At 72.4% G+C, this 18,797-nt stretch carries 20 protein-coding genes; 8 read left to right on the forward strand and 12 right to left on the reverse strand.

Annotated features, from left to right (window positions below; genetic code table 11):
• Positions 1 to 151: 151 nt before the first annotated feature.
• On the forward strand, positions 152 to 886 hold the full coding sequence (locus ACWENQ_RS35140; protein ID WP_452418055.1) for an alanyl-tRNA editing protein: 735 nt from the start codon (positions 152 to 154) through the stop codon (positions 884 to 886).
• Here the strand turns inward: ACWENQ_RS35140 and ACWENQ_RS35145 are convergent.
• Both ACWENQ_RS35145 and ACWENQ_RS35150 read right to left on the reverse strand, forming a co-directional pair.
• Positions 870 to 1,541, reverse strand: coding sequence for an ankyrin repeat domain-containing protein (locus tag ACWENQ_RS35145; protein ID WP_449914429.1), 672 nt, complete (start codon positions 1,539 to 1,541; stop codon positions 870 to 872). The two genes, ACWENQ_RS35140 and ACWENQ_RS35145, sit on opposite strands and share 17 nt — an antisense overlap.
• 52 nt (positions 1,542 to 1,593) lie before the next feature.
• Positions 1,594 to 3,189 (reverse strand): DUF2207 domain-containing protein, encoded by a 1,596-nt coding sequence (locus tag ACWENQ_RS35150; RefSeq protein WP_452418056.1) that lies wholly within the window; start codon positions 3,187 to 3,189, stop codon positions 1,594 to 1,596.
• Positions 3,190 to 3,367: 178 nt separating this feature from the next.
• Between ACWENQ_RS35150 and ligD the strand changes: the two genes are divergently transcribed.
• On the forward strand, positions 3,368 to 4,333 hold the full coding sequence (ligD, locus tag ACWENQ_RS35155; protein WP_452418058.1) for a non-homologous end-joining DNA ligase: 966 nt from the start codon (positions 3,368 to 3,370) through the stop codon (positions 4,331 to 4,333).
• Positions 4,334 to 4,364: 31 nt separating this feature from the next.
• Here ligD and ACWENQ_RS35160 read toward each other — a convergent pair whose 3' ends face one another.
• Together ACWENQ_RS35160 and ACWENQ_RS35165 are read right to left on the reverse strand one after the other, a co-directional pair.
• Positions 4,365 to 4,985, reverse strand: coding sequence for a response regulator (locus ACWENQ_RS35160; protein ID WP_452418060.1), 621 nt, complete (start codon positions 4,983 to 4,985; stop codon positions 4,365 to 4,367).
• Complete coding sequence (locus ACWENQ_RS35165) at positions 4,982 to 6,016, reverse strand: sensor histidine kinase (RefSeq protein WP_449914434.1); 1,035 nt, start codon at positions 6,014 to 6,016, stop codon at positions 4,982 to 4,984. Before ACWENQ_RS35165 ends, ACWENQ_RS35160 begins: the two co-directional genes overlap by 4 nt.
• A 239-nt stretch (positions 6,017 to 6,255) precedes the next feature.
• Between ACWENQ_RS35165 and ACWENQ_RS35170 the strand changes: the two genes are divergently transcribed.
• The gene (locus tag ACWENQ_RS35170; protein ID WP_452418062.1) at positions 6,256 to 6,840 is read left to right on the forward strand and encodes an ankyrin repeat domain-containing protein; all 585 of its coding nucleotides are present in this window, start codon (positions 6,256 to 6,258) and stop codon (positions 6,838 to 6,840) included.
• 19 nt (positions 6,841 to 6,859) lie between these two features.
• Here the strand turns inward: ACWENQ_RS35170 and ACWENQ_RS35175 are convergent, their stop codons facing one another.
• Positions 6,860 to 7,771 (reverse strand): asparaginase, encoded by a 912-nt coding sequence (locus ACWENQ_RS35175; RefSeq protein WP_452418064.1) that lies wholly within the window; start codon positions 7,769 to 7,771, stop codon positions 6,860 to 6,862.
• A gap of 97 nt (positions 7,772 to 7,868) precedes the next feature.
• On the opposite strand from ACWENQ_RS35175, the gene dtd reads away from it, so the two are divergent.
• From dtd to ACWENQ_RS35195, 4 genes are all read left to right on the forward strand, one after another.
• Positions 7,869 to 8,294: a D-aminoacyl-tRNA deacylase gene (gene dtd / locus ACWENQ_RS35180; RefSeq protein ID WP_449914437.1), complete on the forward strand. Its 426-nt coding sequence runs from the start codon at positions 7,869 to 7,871 to the stop codon at positions 8,292 to 8,294.
• 79 nt (positions 8,295 to 8,373) lie between these two features.
• Complete coding sequence (locus ACWENQ_RS35185) at positions 8,374 to 9,597, forward strand: histidine kinase (RefSeq protein WP_452418066.1); 1,224 nt, start codon at positions 8,374 to 8,376, stop codon at positions 9,595 to 9,597.
• Positions 9,588 to 10,232, forward strand: a complete 645-nt coding sequence (locus ACWENQ_RS35190) for a response regulator transcription factor (RefSeq protein WP_354914077.1) — start codon at positions 9,588 to 9,590, stop codon at positions 10,230 to 10,232. The genes ACWENQ_RS35185 and ACWENQ_RS35190 overlap by 10 nt, the downstream gene beginning before the upstream one ends.
• A 13-nt stretch (positions 10,233 to 10,245) precedes the next feature.
• Positions 10,246 to 10,731: a hypothetical protein gene (locus ACWENQ_RS35195; RefSeq protein ID WP_449914443.1), complete on the forward strand. Its 486-nt coding sequence runs from the start codon at positions 10,246 to 10,248 to the stop codon at positions 10,729 to 10,731.
• 78 nt (positions 10,732 to 10,809) lie between these two features.
• Here the strand turns inward: ACWENQ_RS35195 and ygfZ are convergent, their stop codons facing one another.
• The 4 genes from ygfZ to ACWENQ_RS35215 all read right to left on the reverse strand — a co-directional run bounded on the left by ygfZ (position 10,810) and on the right by ACWENQ_RS35215 (position 13,286).
• Positions 10,810 to 11,748, reverse strand: a complete 939-nt coding sequence (gene ygfZ, locus ACWENQ_RS35200; protein ID WP_452418068.1) for a CAF17-like 4Fe-4S cluster assembly/insertion protein YgfZ — start codon at positions 11,746 to 11,748, stop codon at positions 10,810 to 10,812.
• Between the two features lie 4 nt (positions 11,749 to 11,752).
• Positions 11,753 to 12,172, reverse strand: a complete 420-nt coding sequence (locus tag ACWENQ_RS35205) for a Fur family transcriptional regulator (RefSeq protein ID WP_449914448.1) — start codon at positions 12,170 to 12,172, stop codon at positions 11,753 to 11,755.
• A gap of 332 nt (positions 12,173 to 12,504) precedes the next feature.
• Positions 12,505 to 12,801 carry a DUF2470 domain-containing protein gene (locus tag ACWENQ_RS35210; protein WP_449914449.1) on the reverse strand — a complete coding sequence of 99 codons (297 nt, stop codon included), beginning with the start codon at positions 12,799 to 12,801 and terminating at the stop codon, positions 12,505 to 12,507.
• Complete coding sequence (locus tag ACWENQ_RS35215; protein ID WP_354914087.1) at positions 12,798 to 13,286, reverse strand: FABP family protein; 489 nt, start codon at positions 13,284 to 13,286, stop codon at positions 12,798 to 12,800. Before ACWENQ_RS35215 ends, ACWENQ_RS35210 begins: the two co-directional genes overlap by 4 nt.
• A gap of 92 nt (positions 13,287 to 13,378) precedes the next feature.
• Between ACWENQ_RS35215 and ACWENQ_RS35220 the strand changes: the two genes are divergently transcribed.
• A complete protein-coding gene (locus ACWENQ_RS35220) occupies positions 13,379 to 13,741 on the forward strand; it encodes a DsrE family protein (RefSeq protein WP_449914454.1) in 363 nt (120 codons plus the stop codon).
• Between the two features lie 22 nt (positions 13,742 to 13,763).
• Here the strand turns inward: ACWENQ_RS35220 and ACWENQ_RS35225 are convergent, their stop codons facing one another.
• From ACWENQ_RS35225 to ACWENQ_RS35235, 3 genes are all read right to left on the reverse strand, one after another.
• Entirely contained in the window at positions 13,764 to 14,480 is a 717-nt protein-coding gene (locus ACWENQ_RS35225) for a type 1 glutamine amidotransferase (protein WP_449914456.1), read from the reverse strand.
• Positions 14,470 to 15,699, reverse strand: a complete 1,230-nt coding sequence (locus ACWENQ_RS35230; protein WP_449914459.1) for a MurT ligase domain-containing protein — start codon at positions 15,697 to 15,699, stop codon at positions 14,470 to 14,472. Before ACWENQ_RS35230 ends, ACWENQ_RS35225 begins: the two co-directional genes overlap by 11 nt.
• A 102-nt stretch (positions 15,700 to 15,801) precedes the next feature.
• A complete protein-coding gene (locus ACWENQ_RS35235; protein ID WP_449914462.1) occupies positions 15,802 to 18,669 on the reverse strand; it encodes an ATP-binding protein in 2,868 nt (955 codons plus the stop codon).
• Positions 18,670 to 18,797 lie beyond the last annotated feature (128 nt).

Below are 18,797 nucleotides of genomic sequence, written 5' to 3' on the forward strand. Positions count from 1 at the left end.
ACGACGGGCACGCGCGCGGGTGGCTGCGAAGCCGCAGCACCATTGCACCCCGCAATAGCGGGACATATCCCGATTACCGTGGCGGCCGATGCGAGCAGACGACGACGCAGCAGGCCGCGCATGACCACCTCAGGGGTTCTAGGCTGCCGACATGACCTTCGATCTCCACGGGCGCACGCAACGACTCGAACTCTCCGACCAGAACCTGCGCTCGTTCGAGGCGGTCGTCCTGGACTCGTCGCCAGAGGGGATCGTCTTGAGCAAGTCGGCATTCTATCCGGGCGGCGGCGGCCAGCCGGCCGATCAGGGAGTTCTTCTCTGGCAGGGGGTGGAAACCCGGATCGCCGGGGTACGCAAAGGCGACGATCTCTACCTGATCCCGGCAGAGGGCGATCCCGTCCCACCCGTCGGCACGGTCGTCGCCGGGGCCGTGGCGGACGAGCGGCGCTCGGCGCTCATGCGCACCCACTCCGGGCTCCACGTGCTGTGCGGGGTGGTCTTCCGCGACTACGGCGCGCTGGTCACCGGCGGCAACATGGAGGAGTTCTCCGCCCGGATGGACTTCAACCTGCCCGAGGTGCCACCGGGCTTCAAGGAGGCGGTCGAGGCCGCCTGCAACACCGAGATCGGCGCCGACCGGCGCATCGACGTGCGGGTGCTGCCGCGCGCGCAGGCGTTCGCGATTCCCGACATCATCCGCACGGCCACCAACCTGGTGCCCGAGCACGTGCAGGACGTCCGCGTCGTCGACATCGTCGGCCTCGACACCCAGGCCGACGGCGGCACCCACGTCGCCTCCACCAAGCAGATCGGCCGGATCAAGGTGGCGAAGATCGAGAGCAAGGGCAGGGGCTTCCGCCGCCTGCGGATCACGATCTCCGACTGAGCCGGTCGGCCAGCTCGCCGAACCCGTTGCGCCTGGCCGCCCCCGCCGCGTCCAGCGGCTCCCAGTCGGGCAACCAGGCCGGGTCGGCGCCGCGGTGGAGGAGATACTCGGCGATGTCGCGCTGCCCTCCGTGGGCGGCGAACCAGAAGGCCAGGTCGAGATCGTACGGCTCGACCATCCGGTCGAGCAGCCCGAGCGCCGCCGCCTCGTGCGCCGCCACGGACGCGCCGCGTTCGACCAGGCGCCGCGCGGCCTTCCACTGCCCGAAGGCCACCGCGTCGGTGATCGGCGTGCCGTCCGCGATGACCGCGCCCGTGGCCTCGATGTCGGCGCCCGCGTCGAGCAGCGCGTCGAGGGCCTCGACGTCGTCGTTGCTGGCCGCCCAGTGCAGCGGCGTCTCGGTGTGCGGGCCGGCGAAGCGCGCGCCGACGTCGGCCCCGTGCGCGACGAGCAGCTCGATCGTGCGCCGGACGCCGGGGCGGTTGCCGGGCCAGTCGGTGGCCACGTGCAGCAGCGAACGCCTGGTCCCGTCGCGCCCTTCCAGCCACTCGCGGGCGAGCCCCTCATGGGCGGTCAGCAGGCGCTCCAGCTCGGCGGCCTCACCGGCGTGGATCGCCGCGACGACGGCGACGGCGATCGGGTCGTCAACGTCCATGCCGGCCATTCTCGATCATGACGGGTGTCCCGTCGAGCCCCGGCCCGGGCCGTCAGAGGGAGCGGAACTGGCGGGTCGAGGAGATCGCGCCCGACGTCGTGGTGGTGAAGGTCCGCATCGAGCCCGCGAACTTCGACAGGTCCCACTCCGCCGGCCCGTGGTACCAGTAGAGGTTGTCGGCCTCCTGCCCGTCGCCCGTGACCGAGGCGACCACCCGCGACCAGTGCTCGACCCCGTCGAAGATCACCGCGTACGGCAGGTAGCGGGAGAACAGCTCGACCCGGTGCTGCTCAGGCACGGCGCCGAGGTCGCCCGCCAGCAGGTACTGCCGGAACCCCAGCGTGTGGGCCAGCGCGGCCGACCCCTTGGCGGTCTTGGCCGGCATCGACTGCCCGCCCACCGCCAGGGCCGCCCCCGCGATGACGACCGCCAGCCCCAGCAGGCCGTAGGTGGTGAACCAGGCCAGCGCCACGGTCGCGGCCACGCCCAGGAAGCAGAGCACGAGGCCGATCGTGGTCCAGCGGGTGCGGACGGCGTCGGGACGGCGCGCGAACCAGCCCTGCTGTACGACGTCGGTGTAGAGGGCGTCGCGCACCTCACCGAGGTGGGCGTGGAAGGAGCCGGACAGCTGCGACAGCAGCACCACGTCACGCCCGTCGAAGATCGCGTCGTACAGCGCCTTCTCGTACGGCATGAGCGAGCCGACGGGCGCGTTCGGCAGCCTGACCAGCAGCCAGTCGGGCGCGTCGTAGGTCTGGCGGGGCTGCTCGTCGATGCGCAGGTAGCCGCGGACCGCGAGGTCGACGATGGTGGCCGTCACGTCGATCACGTCGGCCTGCTCGTCGATCAGCGTGCCGATCTGGCCGGGCCGTACGCCGTCGGGCGGGGTGAAGTGGCCGTCCTGGACGGCGGCGACCGCGTCCCCTTCGTGGCCGACGACGCGGGCGTCGCGGCCGCGCGTCCACCACAGCAGGCCCACCCCGCCCAGCAGCAGCACCAGCAGCCCGGCCAGGGCGCCCCCGGTGACCAGGTCGAGCGTGAACGCCGAGGCCAGCGTCCAGCGCCGCGCCAGGATCGGCTCGCCGCCGCTGGAGCCCTGGGGGAAGCCGACGACGACGGTCAGCGCCTGGCCGGCGTTGAGCCGCTGCTGCTCGAAGTCGGCGCGCGCCCCGGTGTGGTCCATGGAGGCGGACGTGCAGCCGATCGCCGAGGTCAGGTCGCCGGCGAAGCACGACAGGTTCTGGATCGAGGCCGGGCCGGTGACCTTGACCGTGGCCTTCTCCACCGGGACGTTCCAGCCGCCGACGGCGAACCAGCGCAGCTCCTCGTCGCCGCCGGCCTGGGTGACGGCGCCGGTCACGTCGTAGGAGACGGTGCCGTCGCCCTTCATGGTCAGCACGTCGCCCGCGAGCGTGCCGCCCTTGACGTTGGAGATCCGGTAGAGCCGGTCGAAGGAGTCGTCGTAGCGGGTGCGGCTCAGGAAGGTCCGCTTGACCTCGCCGCCCGCGCCGCTGATCTTCTCGCTCACGTGGAGCACGCCGCCCTTGCCGAGCTCGATCGTCACCTCGTCGGTGATCGCCCCCGACGGCGCCGTCATGGAGAGCGCGCCGAGCAGGAAAGCGGCCAAGGCGACCTTGATACCCGTCATGGCGGCCGATCGTAGCGGTTGGCACAGACGCTCTGAATGGGTACGCCCTGACCAGGGGGAATGCGATGGTTCGGGGTGTGAGGGCGATTCACGGCGCCGCGCGGCAGGCCTGTACGCGCGGGCCCGGACGGGGTTTCATCGTCGGTACGGCACGACCGCCCACGCCGGAGGTGTCCCGATGACACTCCCTCCCTACCAGCCGATGTTCGCCAAGGCCGGATCGCTGCCGGTCGCCGGCGACTGGGGCTACGAGATGAAGTGGGACGGGGTCAGGGCGGTGGCCTACGTCGAGGACAGGGCGGTCAGGCTGGTCTCGCGCAACGGCAAGGACGTCACCGTGGCCTATCCCGAACTGCGCATGCTGGGCGGCGCGGTGGGCGGCCACGACCTGGTCCTCGACGGGGAGATCGTCGCCTTCGACGCCGCGGGCCGCCCTTCGTTCGCCGCCTTGCAGCCGCGGATGCACCAGCGCCACCCGGCGAAGATCGCGGAGCTGGTCAGGTCGGTGCCCGTGACGTTCATGCTGTTCGACCTGCTGCACATCAACGCGGTCAGCGTGGTCGGCCTGCCGTACACGCAGCGCCGGGAGGTGCTGGAGGAGACGGTCACGCCGGGTGCGCGCTGGCAGGTGCCCGTGTGGTTCCACGGCGCCGGCCAGGACGCGGTGGCGGCCAGCAAGTCACTCGGACTCGAAGGCGTGGTGGCCAAGCGGCTCGGCTCGCCCTACCGGCCGGGGCAGCGCTCGGCCGACTGGACCAAGGTGAAGAACTTCGCCACGCTCGAGGTCGTCATCTGCGGCTGGAAGCCGGGTGAGGGCCGCCGGGCGGGGACCATCGGATCCCTGCTGCTCGGCGTGCACGACGCCGAGGGGCGGCTGGTCTTCGCCGGGCACGTGGGCACCGGCTTCACCGACCGCATGCTGGCCGATCTGGAGGCGCGGCTGCGGCCGCTGGAGCGGCCCGACCCGCCCGTGGCCGGGGTGCCGCCCGAGCACGCCCGGGGCGCGCACTGGGTGGAGGCGGCGCTGGTCGGGGAGGTCCGCTACGCGGAGTGGACGCCGGACGGGCGGGTGCGGCACCCCTCGTGGCGCGGCCTGCGCGAGGACAAGCGGCCGGAGGAGGTGCGGGTCCCCCAGGCCTCGTAGGAGGAGTTCGCGGGAGGCCGCGCGGGGTGGTTCACAGCCGGATCAGGCCGCGCTCGACCGCCGCCGTGACGGCCGCCGTGCGGGTGTCGACGCCGAGCTTGCCGTACACGTGGACCAGGTGGGTCTTGACGGTCGCCTCGGTGATGAACAGCGCCTTGGCGATCTCCTTGTTGCCCGCCCCCTTGGCCAGCAGCCCGAGGATCTCGATCTCCCTGGCGGTGAGGGCGGGCCCGGGGTCGCGCATGCGGCGCATCATCCGCGTCGCCACCTTCGGCGACAGGACGGTCTCCCCCCTGGCCGCCGCCTTGATGGCCTGGAACAGCTCGTCGGGCGGGCAGGCCTTGAGCACGTAGCCGGTCGCCCCGGCGTCGATGGCCCTGACGATGTCCGCCTCGGTCTCGTAGGTGGTCAGCACGAGCACCTGCGGGGCGTTGGGTAGCGTGCGGACCAGCCGCGTGGTCTCCACGCCGTCGGCTCCTTCGCCGAGTTGCAGGTCCATCAGCACGACGTCGGGCTGCCTGAGGGCGATCCCCCTGACCGCCTCCTGCGACGTGCCGGCCTCACCGACGATCTCCATGTCGGGCTCACCGCCGACCAGGGCCGCGATTCCCGCCCGCACCACGGGGTGGTCGTCCACCAGGAAGAGCTTCACAGCGGAATCCTCGCAGCCACGGCCGTGCCCTCGCCCGGCACGCTCTCGACGACCAGGGTGCCGCCCACCTCGGCCAGCCGGTCGCGCATGGCGCGCAGGCCGTACCCGCGCCCCGGCCCGGAGACGGCCTGGTCGAAGCCCACGCCGTCGTCGAACACGTCGAGCGTCACCTCGCCCTCCAGGTAGGACAGCGTGACGACCACCCTGCTCGCGTGGGCGTGCTCGCGCGCGTTGGCCAGCGCTCCCTGCGCCACTCTGAGCAGGACGGCCTGCGTCTTGGGGTCGAGGGGATACTCGGCCCCCTCCTGGCGGAAGTCGTCGCTGATCGCCTTGAGCGCGTCGGGCAGCGACCGCGAGGCCAGTTCGGCGGGACCGAGGTCTCTGACGAGGCGCCGCGCCTCCTCCAGGTTGTCGCCCGCCAGGGCCATGGCCTGGCGCAGGTACCCGCGGGCACGGTCGGGGTCGGCCGTCCACGCCCGGTCGGCGGCCTGCAGCAGCATGCGCTGGCTGGTCAGGCCCTGGGCGATCGTGTCGTGGATCTCGCGGCTGAGCCGTTCCCTCTCCTCCAGGACGCCCGCGCGCCGCAGTTCCCAGAAGATGACCACGGTCATCGCGGCCACCGCGACGGGCGCGAGCACCTGGCTCGGATCGAACCGGTCGGCCAGGTAGATCTGGGAGACGATCACCGCGGCCGTCAGCACGGTGGCGGCCACGATCGCCAGCGGCGGCGACAGCAGCCGCAGGCACATGAAGAACAGCGGGATCGCGCACCACGAGAACGACGGCGCCATCTCGACCAGCACCAGCCAGAGCAGGAGCACGGCGGCGAGCCAGACCAGCCGGCCGCGCTGGCCGAGCGGCCGCCAGAACACCACGCCCGCGGCGTAGACGGCGCCGAGGACGGCGGCCAGGCTCACGTTCGTGATGCTCTCGCCGTTGAGCCCGTGCCTGACCAGCAGCCTGGAGGCCGAGGCGGCCAGCAGAAGGAAGAACCCGACGTGCATGGCCCTGTTCAGCCAGACGCGTTCCACCGCTCCTCCTGTCGTCACATCAGCCTTTCGGTTGACGTACGGCTCCGCCGTTTTCTTCCCCCGGTGCCGACCGTTCGCGGGATGAGCCGCCCTTTTCCGGGAGGCATGGTGGTGGTATGGACCCAGTCGTGTGGTTGAGCCGGCGAGCGGTGCTGGCCGCGGCGGCTGCCCTCGGGCTCGCGGCGTGCGGCGCGGAATCCCGACCACAATCCTCGCGTCCTGGCATGAAAGGATCAAATGTGCTCAACGGACAACTGCTCACCGCCGCCGCCACGGGTGACGCCGCCGCCGTCAGAGAGGCCGTCACCGAGGGGGCCGACCTGGAGGCGCGCGACAGCCAGCGGCGCACCGCCCTGCTGCTGGCAAGCGCCGCCGACCACGTGGAGGTCGCCGAGATCCTGGTCGCCGCGGGCGCCGACCCGAACGCCCTCGACGCCCAGCACGACACCCCGTGGCTGGTCACCGGCGTGACAGGCAGCGTGGCCATGATGCGGGCGCTGCTGCCCGCCAAGCCCGACCTGACGGTCAGGAACCGCTACGGCGGAGTCTCGCTCATCCCCGCGTGCGAGCGGGGGCACGTCGAGTACGTGCGCGAGGTGCTCAAGACGGGCATCGACGTCAACCACGTCAACGACCTCGGATGGACCGGACTGCTGGAGGCGGTCATCCTGGGCGACGGCGGGCCGCCGTACCAGGAGATCGTCAGGCTGCTGCTGGCCGCGGGCGCTGACCCCGAGCTGGCCGACCGCGACGGCGTGACCGCGTTGCGGCACGCCGAGAAGAAGGGGCAGCACGAGGTGGCGGAACTCCTCCGGCAGGCCTGACCTCGGCAGCGGCGGCCGCTCAGGCGCGCAGCCGTACCTCTCCGACGGGACGCCCGCCGCCCAGCAGCGGCGGGACCGCCAGCGCGTCGAGCTCGGGCGCCTCGAGACCGAGGGCGCGCAGCGCGGCCACGGTGACCGGCACCCGCGCCCGCGACGTCCCGTCCTCGACCTTGACGGTGCCCGCGCGGCCGTCGGCGAAGGCGAAGGCGTCGAAACCCTCGGCGCCCGCCTTCACCATCAGCCCCGGTACGGCCCGCATCAGCGCCACCTCCGGCCGGGTGGTGCCCGAGGTCCACTCGGGATGGGCGATCACGGCCTCGTAGACGCGCCGCTCCGGCGAGCCGGGACCGCCCAGCGGGAAGGCCCTGAACGCCCTGGCCACGCCCACCATCGAGACGAAGAACAGCGGCGCGCCGCAGCCGTCCACGCCGGTCGCGGCCACGCGCTCGCCCGTCAGCTCCTCGACCGTCTCCCTGACGGCCCGCTGCAGCGGATGCGCGGGGTCCAGGTAGGTCTCCACCGGCCAGCCGTTGACGGCGCAGGTGGCGAGCATGGCGGCGTGCTTGCCCGAGCAGTTCATGTAGACGCGCGCCTTGCCGGTCACGCTCCTGTCCTCGGGGTGGTCCTCGGGGCAGAGAAGGGCGCTCTCGTCGAGCCCCGCGCCGGCGAGGATCTTCCTGACCCCGTCGACGTGGAAGGGCTCGCCCGCATGGGAGGCACAGGCCAGCGCGAGCAGCTCGCCGTCCAGGTCGAGGCCGCGGCGCAGCATGCCGAGCGCCTGGAGCGGCTTCATCGAGGAGCGCGGCGAGGCCAGCGCGTCGACGGCGCCATGGACACGGACCGGGGTCCCGTCGGCGGCCACCGCCAGCATCCGGACCTGGTGCGTGGACTCCACGAACCCAGACCGGACAACCTCCACAACAAGCGACATTTCCCCTCCCTTTCGCGACGAGTGTAGCCGCGGCCCCGCCGGGCGCGCGGAGGGCCGCGCTCCTGGACGCCACGGCGGTGGGCCACAATGGGGTGTCATGCGAGCAGTCGTCCAGCGGGTCAGCCACGCCTCCGTCGTCGTCGAGGGCCGGACGGTCGGCGCGATCGACGAGCCCGGCCTGATGGTCCTGGTCGGCGCGACCCACACCGACACCCCCGCCGAAGCGCGCAAGCTGGCCGCCAAGCTGTGGGGCCTGCGCATCCTCGACGGTGAGAAGTCCTGCTCGGACGTCGGCGCCCCGCTGCTGGTCATCAGCCAGTTCACCCTGTACGGCGACACGCGCAAGGGCCGCCGCCCCACCTGGCAGGCCGCCGCGCCGGGACCGGTCGCCGAGCCGCTGGTCCAGGCGGTCGTCGACGAGCTGAGGGCGCTCGGCGCGCACGTGGAGACCGGCAGCTTCGGCGCCGACATGAAGGTCTCCCTCCTCAACGACGGCCCGATCACGCTGGTCATCGACCTGTGAGCAGGTAGGGCCAGCCTCACCTTTTTCCCGGATGGCTCGCCCATGTCCGGAAGGCGCCCCTCCCCCTACCGTTGATCGCATGACCATCTGGCAACGGATCCGCTCCTTATGGGGAGCGGCGACCTGGCTGCGCACCCTGCACGTGGCGATGGGCCTGCTGGCCGGAGCCCTCACGGCAGGCGTGATCATCGCCCTGGTCTTCGCGTCGGTGCTGCTGGTCTGGACCGTGGTCGTGCCGGTGATCGCCGTCGGCGTGCTGTTCTGGGCGCTGCCGTACCTCACCGCCCTGCAGCGGTCCCGCTTCTCCGCCTACCTGGACGTCACGATCGCGCCGGTGCCGCGGGCGTGGCCGCCCCGCAACCCGCTCACCTGGCTGGTCGGCCAGGCCAAGGCGCTCAGCACGTGGCGGCAGATCGCCTACCACCTGCTCTGCCCGCTGCTCAACGGCCTGGGCGCGACCGCCCTGCTCATCGCCTGGGGCGGCACCATCACCCTGGCCATCCTGTCGGCCCGCACCTTCGCCCTGGCGGCCTACTGGTGGCTGGGCGTGCTGTTCGCGGTGATCGCCGTCGGCCTGTTCGTCGCCGGACCCCTCGTGGCCAGGGCGTTCGCCTGGGTCGACATCATCGCGGGCAAGGCGCTGCTCGGCCCGAGCATCAGCGACGAGCTGGCACAGCGGGTGGAGACCCTGCGGGAGAGCCGCGCCGAGGTGATCGACGCGGCCGACGCCGAGCGCCGCCGCATCGAGCGCGACCTGCACGACGGCACCCAGCAGCGCCTCGTCTGGCTCGCCATGAACCTCGGCATGGCCCGCGCCACCCTCACCGACCTGCCGGAACCGGCCCGCCAGGTGATCGCCCAGGCCCACGAGGAGGCCAAGCAGGCGCTCAAGGAGCTGCGCGACCTCGTCCGCGGCCTGCACCCCGCCGTCCTCACCGACGAGGGCCTCGACGCGGCCCTGTCCGGCCTGGCCGCCCGCGCACCCCTCCCCGTACGGCTCAGCGTCGACGTCGCGGACCGGGCCTCGCCCACGATCGAGGCGGTGGCGTTCTTCGTCGTGTCGGAGGCGCTCACCAACATCGCCAAGCACGCCGAGGCGGCCAACGCCGCGATCACGGTCGTCCGCAGAGGTGATCGGTTGCGGGTGACCGTCCAGGACGACGGGAAGGGCGGGGCCGCGCCCGAGCGCGGCACCGGCCTGCGCGGCCTGGCGCAGCGGGTCGGCTCGGTGGACGGCCGGCTGCGCATCGACAGCCCGGCGGGCGGGCCGACGACGATCGAAGTGGAGCTTCCATGCGAGTAGTGCTGGCCGAGGACTCGGTGCTGCTGAGGGAGGGCCTGACCTGGGTGCTCGGCTCGGCGGGCATGCAGGTCGTGGCCGCGGTGGCCGACGCCGAGGAGTTGCTGCGCGCGGTCGAGCAGCACGCACCCGACCTGGTGATCACCGACGTGCGGATGCCGCCCTCGCACAGGGACGAGGGGCTGCGCGCGGCCCTCGTGCTGCGCCGCCAGCGGCCGGGGCAGCCGATCGTCGTGCTGTCGCAGTACGTCGAGGAGCGCTACGCCAGCCAGCTGCTGTCGACCGAGACGACCGGGGTCGGCTACCTGCTCAAGGACCGGGTCGCCGACGTCACCGAGTTCGTCGCCGCGCTGCGCAGGGTCGAGGCGGGCGGCACCGCGCTCGACCCCGAGGTGGTCGCCCAGCTTCTGCTGCGCGGCCGCAGCGACCCGCTCGACCAGCTCACCCGCAGGGAGCGCGAGGTGCTCGCGCTCATCGCGGAGGGCCGCTCCAACACCGGCATCGCCGAGGCGCTGGTCGTCTCGGAGGGCGCGGTCGGCAAGCACATCAACAACATCTTCGCCAAGCTCGGCCTGTCCGGCGCCGACGACAAGGACCACCGGCGGGTCCTGGCCGTCCTGCGCTTCCTCAAGGTCTGAAGGGGGCTCGCCCATGCGGAAGCCGTGGTCATCGAAGTCGGACGAAGGCTCGTCAACGCGCACGGTGTGGCTGGTCGTCGGCGGTCTGTTCGCCTTCGGCTCGATCGTCGGCGTCGGGACGGCGTTCGGCCTCAACATCCCCGCGCCCGACGCGTCGGCCGAGACCTCCCTGATCTCCACCCGCACCAGGGAGGTCACCGAGAACGTCTACGAGCTCACCACGCCGGAGGTGGTCCTCGACGCGTCGGGCGAGGTCGACGTCAAGGTCGTCCAGGGCAAGCACGGGGAGCTGGCGATCAGGCGGGAGTCCACGTGGAGCGTGGGCTCCCGCCACCAGGAGGAGTCGTGGAACGGCCGGTGGTTACGGGCCGTCTTCGTCTGCGAGACGCCGGGGTGCGGCGCCGTCTACACGCTCGCGGTCCCCGAGGGCACCACGGTGATGCTGAACGGCACGCCCCGCTCGCTCACCTGCCCGGCCGGGAAGTGCGTCCAGCTGTGACACCGTGCGCGCGTGCGGCCCGCCCGTGCCGGACCGGGAGGGCCGGGCACGGCGCGCCGTACCGGACAGGACGGGCGGTCAGCGGATGCGGCGGCGGAGCGCCGGGTCGATCGACACGTTGCGGCCCGCGTCCGGCGGCACGACGACCTCCTGGCCGGCCGCGACGCCGCCGGCCAGCAGCGGCGCGTCGACCGGCACCGTCCGCTTGACCAGGGCCAGCGCGATCGGCCCCAGCTCGTGGTGGCGGGCCGAGGACCCGACGAAGCCCACGTCCTGCCCGTCGAGCACCACCGGCGCGCCGTGCGGCGGCAGGGTGTCGACGCTGCCGTCGAGGTGCAGGAACACCAGGCGGCGCGGCGGATGCCCCAGGTTGTGGACGCGGGCGACCGTCTCCTGCCCGCGGTAGCAGCCCTTGGTCAGGTGGACGGCCGCGCCGATCCAGCCCACCTCGTGCGGGATCGTCTTGTGGTCGGTGTCGAGCCCGAGCCGCGGCCGGTGCCGCTCGATGCGCAGCGCCTCGTAGGCCCACAGCCCGGCCAGCGGCCTGCCCAGATGGTCGCCGAGCTCGGCGCGCGGAACGAGGACGTCCTCGTCGGCGGTCGACAGGACGGCCAGCTCGTCGGCGAGCGACACCTCGACCCTGAGCATGAACCGCATGCGGTCGAGATAGTCGATCAACGCGGCCGACGCGCCGGGCTCCACGTGGGCGAGCACGGCCGCGCCGTCGTCGACGAGCGTCAGGTGCTGCTCCACCCTTCCCTGCAGGTCGAGGAGCAGCGTCTGGGTCCACATGCCCGGCTGCAGGGTGTCGAGCTTCTGCGAGGTGAGGTCGTTGAGCCATTTCAGCCGGTCGGCACCGGCGATCCGCACGATCTCACGGTTGCTGCGGTCGACGACCGCCTCGCCCTTCAGCAGCGCGCGCTGCTCGGCGAACAGGTCACCGTAGTGGGCGGCCACGTCGGCGTCGGGGGCCTCGGCCGCGACGGCGCCGGGGAGATCCAGCAGAGGGCTACGCATGCCGTCAGGCTACCCGGCAGGTGCGGCACCGGCCGAAGACGGTCAGGTGCCGGATGTCGGTCTCGAACCCCATCTCGTGGTCGAGCCCCTTGACCAGGCCGTCGGTCAGCTCCAGGCGGACCTCGCTGACCTCGCCGCAGACCCTGCACACCAGGTGGAAGTGGTCGGCCTCGGTAGCCAGGTGGTAGGTCGGGGCGCCGTGGTTGAGATGGGTGTGGGTGACCATGCCGAGCTCTTCGAGCAGTTCGAGGGTGCGGTAGACGGTGGAGATGTTGACCCCGCGAGCCGTCTGCCGGACCTTCGCGCAGATCTCCTCGGGCGTGCCGTGCTCGAGCGCCTTGACCGCCTCGAGGACCAGCTGACGTTGCGGAGTCACGCGGTAGCCCTTGGCCCGGAGCTCCTCGTGCCATGCGGTCTCGGTCATGTCCCGAGTCTACGGCCGCCGGATAATCGCTTGCCCGTTACCGAAGCCGCCGCATAACTTGAAGGCACGCGGAAAGGAGGTGGTCCAAACAATGGTGATTCATAGTTGGGCTAGCGAGGTGGCTGTCCGCTAGCGACGCGGAACCATCCGGACCAGGTCTGGAGGTCTCGCGACGCGAAGGCGAATCCGAGGCAGCCACCGGGGCTCCGAGCAGCCGGACGGCAGGGTGCGGCCCTGCCTGTGGTCCATCCGGCCCGCCTGACCGCAGGCGGAGAAGGCTCGGGGCCCTTTCCCATGTCCGGGCCCGCGAGCCGTCGTCCTCCGCGAACGCGTCAGTGCTCGCCGCGCGGCTGGACGCCCATCCTGGCGCACGCCTCGTTGTAGAGCCTGACCACCGCGAGCCGTACCTGGGGGCGCTCGGTCAGCGTCTCACCCCACGGCACCCGCACCCGCTCGCCGCCGTCGATCGTGAACTCGATCGCCTCGGCGTCCACGTCACTGGTCGTCGCCGTCGTCGCCGCCGGACGCCCGCCGAGCGCCCGCACGATCAGCAGGCCGTCGGCGGCGTGGTCGTCGTTCATGTGCCGCTTGATCGCCTCGACGACGTCAGGGGTGAAAGGGCCGCTCATGCCACCTTCTTCAGCTCGGCCGACATGTGAGAGGTCAGCGCGACCCCCTCGGCGGCCATGTCGTAGGCCCACATGAGGTTGCCGTTGACCAGGCCGTAGAGGCGGTGCCCCGCGGTGTACTCCTTCGCGGTCGCGGTGCGGGCGACCACGTCGGTGCGCAGCTCGATCTTGTGGAACACGACCTCGCCGACGTAGATCTCGACGATGCCCGTCGGGTGGGAGAGCAGCACCTCCAGCTGGCGGTCGGGCTGCTGGCGCCAGTAGCCGGTCTCGGTGGCCAGCGGGCGCACCTTCCCGCCCGACTCGTCCAGCAGCCACGTACGGCTGACGTAGGTCAGGAACGGCTTGCCGTTGTGGCCGAACTCGATCTCCTGGCCGAAGTTGAAGCTCTCGATCGTCGGGTAGCCGCCGACTCCCGCGCCCTCCCACCTGCCGAGCAGCCAGGCGATGGGCTCGAGGTCGGGATGCACTTCAGGTTCTTCCATGTCTCGCAAGCCTAGGCCGTCCACGGGGTGTCCCGCCTGCGCCGGCGTACCGGGTGCGGACGTCCGGGGCGCTTCGGTCTAGGCTGACCCTCATGGCACGATCACTGGTCATCAAGGTCACCGCGGGAGCCGACGCCCCCGAGCGATGCAACCAGGCCTTCACGGTCGCGGCCGCCGCGCTGGCGAGCGGTGTCCCCGTCTCGCTGTGGCTGACGGGCGAGGCGTCCTGGTTCGCCCTTCCCGGCAGGGCCAAGGAGTTCAGCCTGCCGCACGCCGCCCCGCTGGAGGACCTGCTCGACGCCGTGCTCGCGGCGGGCCGCGTCACGGTCTGCACCCAGTGCGCGGCCAGGCGCGACATCACCGTCGACGATCTCATCGACGGCGTGCGGATCGCGGGAGCGCCCACGTTCGTCGAGGAGGCCGTGGCCGAGGGCGCGCAGGCCCTCGTCTACTGACCGCCGGCGCCCCCGCGCGCCGTCAGCGCGACATGACCGCGTCGAGCCGCTCCTTGCGCAGCCGGTCGTACCAGGTGTCGTCGATCGGCGCCAGCGAGCCGCCCGTCGCCCAGCCGAGCAGCAGGTCGGCCAGCGCCGGGTTGCGGGCCAGCGCCGGCCCGTGCAGGTAGGTGCCGACGACGTGCCCGGCGAAGCAGCCCTCGAACCCGTCGCCGTTGCCGGTGCCGGCCAGCGTCCGCGACAGCGGCTTGACGCCAGGGCCGAGGCGGGTGACGCCCATGTGGTTCTCGAACCCGGTCAGCGTCGGCAGGTTGAGCGAGGTGTCGACCTCGGCCACCAGCTCGCCCACCGCCCGTGCGGGGCCGCGGGTGCTGGCGATGTCGAGCAGCCCGATGCCGTCGACCGGCTGCCCCTCCTCGCCGCCGAACGTGCTGCCCATGATCTGGTAGCCGGCACAGACCGCCAGCATGGCCGCGCCGCGGGCGATCGCCCGGTGCAGGCCGCCGTCCTTGCGCAGCCGCTGGGCCGCGAGGATCTGCGGCCGGTCCTCGCCGCCGCCGATGAGGTAGATGTCGCCGCTCTCCGGGACCGGGTCGGACGAGCGGACGTGGATCGTCTCGACCGTCATGCCCCTCTTGCGGGCCCGCTGCTCGAGGACGAGCACGTTGCCCTGGTCACCGTACGTGCTGAGCAGGTCGGGGTAGATCCAGACCACGCGCAGGGCGCTGTCAGACGGCACGGCCGAACTCCGATCGGATCTGCTGGAAGGCGGTGTAGTTGGCGATCACGTCGAGCCGCCCCGGCGGCATCGCGTCGAACGCCTGGGCGAAGCTGTCGTACAGCTGGAACGGCACCTCGGCGACGTCGAGCCGGAGCGCCAGGTCGAGACGGCGCTCGCCGGTGACGTGGACGGGACGGCCGCGCAGGATGCGGTAGTCGACGTCCCACAGCCAGGAGGTGTCGCGTCCGTCGGGGCCCTGCGCGTTGACCGACAGGATGATCGGCAGCGAGGGGTCGGAGACGTCGAACGCCTCCAGCCAGCCCGCCGGGTTCTTCGACAGCAGCAGCCGCGCCGCCCTGCCGTCACGCTCGACCGTGGTGTAGCGGCCCGCGACCGAGGTGACCTCGCGCAGCCTGGGCAGCGCCGACTGCACGTGCAGCCCGAACGCCTCGGCCACCGCGAGCGCCATCGCGCCGTTGGAACGGTTGGCGAGACCGGGCAGCTGCAGGTCGAGCACCCAGCGGTGGCCGCGCGGGTCGATCACCGCGTCGTCGTCGAGCACCCAGTGAGGCTCGGGCCGGTGGAAGGTGCACTCCCGGCACGCCCAGTCGGCGCCCTTCCTGTCGAGCGGACCGCCGCACTCGGGGCAGCTCCAGGAGTCCTCCTTCCAGCGCTGGCCGCCGGCGACCCAGGTGACCTTGGCGGCCGTGGAGGCGCCCCAGGTGACCAGTGGGTCGTCGCAGTTGGCGATCACGTGGGTGGGCTTGCCCGACAGCGCCCTGCGCCACTTCTGGGCCAGCAGCCAGATCTCGGCCGCCCGGTCCATCTGGTCGCGGCTGAGGTTCATCAGGCACACGACGCCTGCCCCGGTGGTCTCGAGCACCTCGGGGAGGTACTTCTCGTCCACCTCGAGCACGCCGTACGGCGCCGACTTGTGGGCAGACAGCGCCGAGACGTGGCCGGCCGGCATGTTGGCGCCGAACGCGTTGGTGGCCACCTCGCCCAGCTCGGTCAGCGCCGAGGTGATGAGACGGGTGGTGGTCGTCTTGCCGTTGGTCGCGCTGACGAGCACGAGCTTGCGGTCCCTGGCCAGCTGTCTGAGCAGGTCGGGCTCGAGGACCAGGCCGACGCGCCCGCCGATCACGGACCCGTCACCACGCCCGGTGACCCTCGACAAGGTGGCGGCGGTGCGCCCCAGGGCACTCGCGAGCTGGGCCCGCAGCGGAAGCTGGGTCATGCTGACCGATCCTAGTCGAACCGCGTCCGCCGTCACCCTACGGACGGCGGACGCCTTCGTTCCCTGGACCGGGCGTCAGGCGGGCGGCTGCACGGGGGGACGTCAGGCGGGCGGCTGCTCGGGGAAGGCGATCTCCGCGGGCCCGTCGCCGTCGAAGGGCAGCACGAAGCGGCGCGGCCAGGACAGCACGCCCTCCAGCCACCCCGCGCCCATCGTCTGCCCCACGTGCCTGAGCCGCGCCGCAGGCTCCACCCCGACCGCGACCGTGCCGATGTCCCGCTGCAGCCCCGCGTTCTCGTCGTCGCCCAGGATGACCCGCCAGGCCAGCGCCCTGTTGTGGTCCATCTCCATCGACAGCGGATGGTGCCGCAGCGCCTTGGCCCGATGCCCGAGCAGCTCGCCCGCCGAAGGGCCGCCGAGCAGCGCGTACTCCATCGGCGGCGCGGGGGTGCGCAGGTCGGGTGCGGGCCTGCCGTACGGGAAGAGCCGGTCGACCTCGTGCAGCCACCGCACCTGCGGGATGACCCACGAGGGTCCGGGCCGCTCCCCTCCCGGCTCGACCGCGCCGAGCAGCCGGCCGGCGCTCTCGGCCGCCTTCTCGGTCAGCAGCGCGGGGTCGAACCAGCTGCGCAGCGACCAGGCCCGCCGGGTGACGGACCGCTCGACCAGCGTCGCCAGCAGGCACTCCCTGCGCCTGGCGGGCAGCTCGTTCCACGCCGCCGCCAGGTGGCGCGGCACCCCCGGCAGCGGCCGGTTGGTGACGTAGGCGAGCACGACGGTGTCGCTCCACAGGCGCAGCCACGCCCATTCGGGCGCGTCCGCCAGCAGGTCGGCCTCCCGCAGCTCGACCAGCGTGCACGCCTGACCGGTACGGCACTGCGCCCCGCACGCCGCCGACCTGCGGCCCCTGATGGGCGGCGGCGGCCCCGCGACGGTGTGCTCCCTGTCCTCGCCCAGCGGCACCTGGATGCGCAGCGGCCGGTCCATGCCGTCGGCGAAGACGGCGGCGACGCCCGGCCGCAGGGAGACGACCTGGCGCGACTGCTCGTCGTCGAGGTTCATCGCCGCCCCGACCAGGGCCCGGTCGTCGGCGGCGGGCAGCCGGTGGACGACCTTCAGCGCGGTGTTCTTGACCACGTCGGGGATGAGCTTGGTGGGGATCTGCTCGGCCACGACCAGCCCGGAACCGTAGGCCCTGATCTCGGCGAGCATGCCCGCCAGCAGCTCCACCGCGTGGGTGGCGGCCCGCCCCGTGCCCCGGTCGCGCAGCAACCGGTGCGCCTCCTCGATCACGATCACGTGCCGGAGACCGCCGGCCTTCTCGTGCCGGGCGCGCATGCGCAGGTGCTCGACGATCCTGATGATCAGCGTGCCCATGAGGAACGCCTTGTCCTCGTCGTTGGCCACGTCCTCGATGGCGAGCACGACGTTGCGCCGCAGGAGCCCGCCGATGTCGGCGGGATGCCCGCCCTCGAAGAAGCGCCCGGCCGAACCCACCCGCAGCGAGCGCAGCCGCAGCGAGATGAAGCCCTCGACGTCGGCCTGGACCTCCCGCCCGTAGCCGATCTCCTGGATGACGTCCATGGCGTGCTGCTGGAGCTGTTCGAGCGTCGGGACCGAGGGCGGCACCTTCGAGCCCGGCACCGCGCCGCCGGTGACGACGTCCCAGCCGTTGGCCTCGTAGACGCGCTGCAGGGCCATGGACATGATCTGCGGGAACGGCTCCTCGGCGTCGAAGGCGGCCATGAACAGGGCCCTGACCATGTCGATGTGCGCCTGAACCGGGTAGCCCGGCTCGGGTTCGAGCGGGTTGACGCTGAACGGCACGGCGTCGGGAGCCGACGGGTTGATCACCGTGACGGGCTCGGCCACACGTCCGGCCATGGCGGCGTACTCGGACTTGGCCGGTTCGATGGCCAGCCAGGGGATCTTCACCGCGCTCAGCCGTTCGAGCAGGTGCCGCACGGTCTGCGACTTGCCCGAGCCCGTCGCGCCGGTGACGAACGCGTGCCGGTTGAGCGTGGCGAGCGGCACCCCGAACGAGCCCACCGCCCGGTCCTGCCCGTCGAGGACGGCGCCCAGGTCGAGCTCGCCGGTGGCCTCGGAGGTCACGTCGAAGTACCCGGCGTCCAGCACGCGCACGCCGGGCACCTCGCGCCTGGGCAGCCCGGCGAGCGCCGCCAGCGTCCCCGCCGTCGCCGCGAACGGCACGGCCGCGCCGTCGCCGGTGTCCTGCGTGGTCGCCGCGAGCGCCTCCCGCAGCGCGCAGGCGGCGGGCAGGGCGCTGCGCAGCCGGTAGGGGTGGTGGCCCAGCTCCACCGAGCCGACCAGCACGGGGGCGATCTGCCGCAGGTCGTCGGGGGTGGCCGCGCCGGCCAGCACCCTGACGTTCCACAACCCCGCCTCGCGGAAGGCGTCGAGCTCCTGCATGCGGCGCTCGGCCCGCTCCACGTCGAACCTGGAGCGCTCGGAGGCCTCGCCGTACTGCCTGAGCACGTTGAGCTGGGTACGCAGGTGCGCGACCTCGGTGTCGAGCAGGCCGGTCGGCTCGGCGACCACCAGCCAGGCGAACGGCCTGGCCATCAGCGTGACCAGCGTCGACTCGAACAGCGTCGGCTCGGCGGGGCCTGCCTCCCGCCGGTTGTGCAGCGGCGGCGCCTGGCGTCCAGGGCACGGCACCCACACCAGGTCGCCGAGATCGGCCAGATAGTCCTCGGCCAGGCGCTCACCGCGCGCCCCTCCGGGGAACAGCAGCGGCTCGACGGAGGCGCGCGGCGACAGCGGGCCCGCGTTGGTGACCAGTTCGAGGGGGGCACCGCCGCCGCGCGACACCCAGCCGATCACGAAGGGCCGGTCCTGCTGCGCGGCCGAGAGCACGGCGGGCAGCACGGCGACGAAGTCGGACTCCGCCGAGGAGACCCGGGCGGGTGCGGCGATGGACTGGATGCGATACCACGGACCACTCAGCACGTCGTTACCTCCTGGGCTGAGAAACGTGTGCGTGGAACCGTTGCGGGTTCCTTGGGACGACAGAGAAGGAGGAGGGTCTACGGCACACGTTTCCCTTGAGAAAGTCCGCCGATGATCAAGAGGTCACC

The organism is Nonomuraea sp. NPDC004354 (assembly GCF_053602555.1).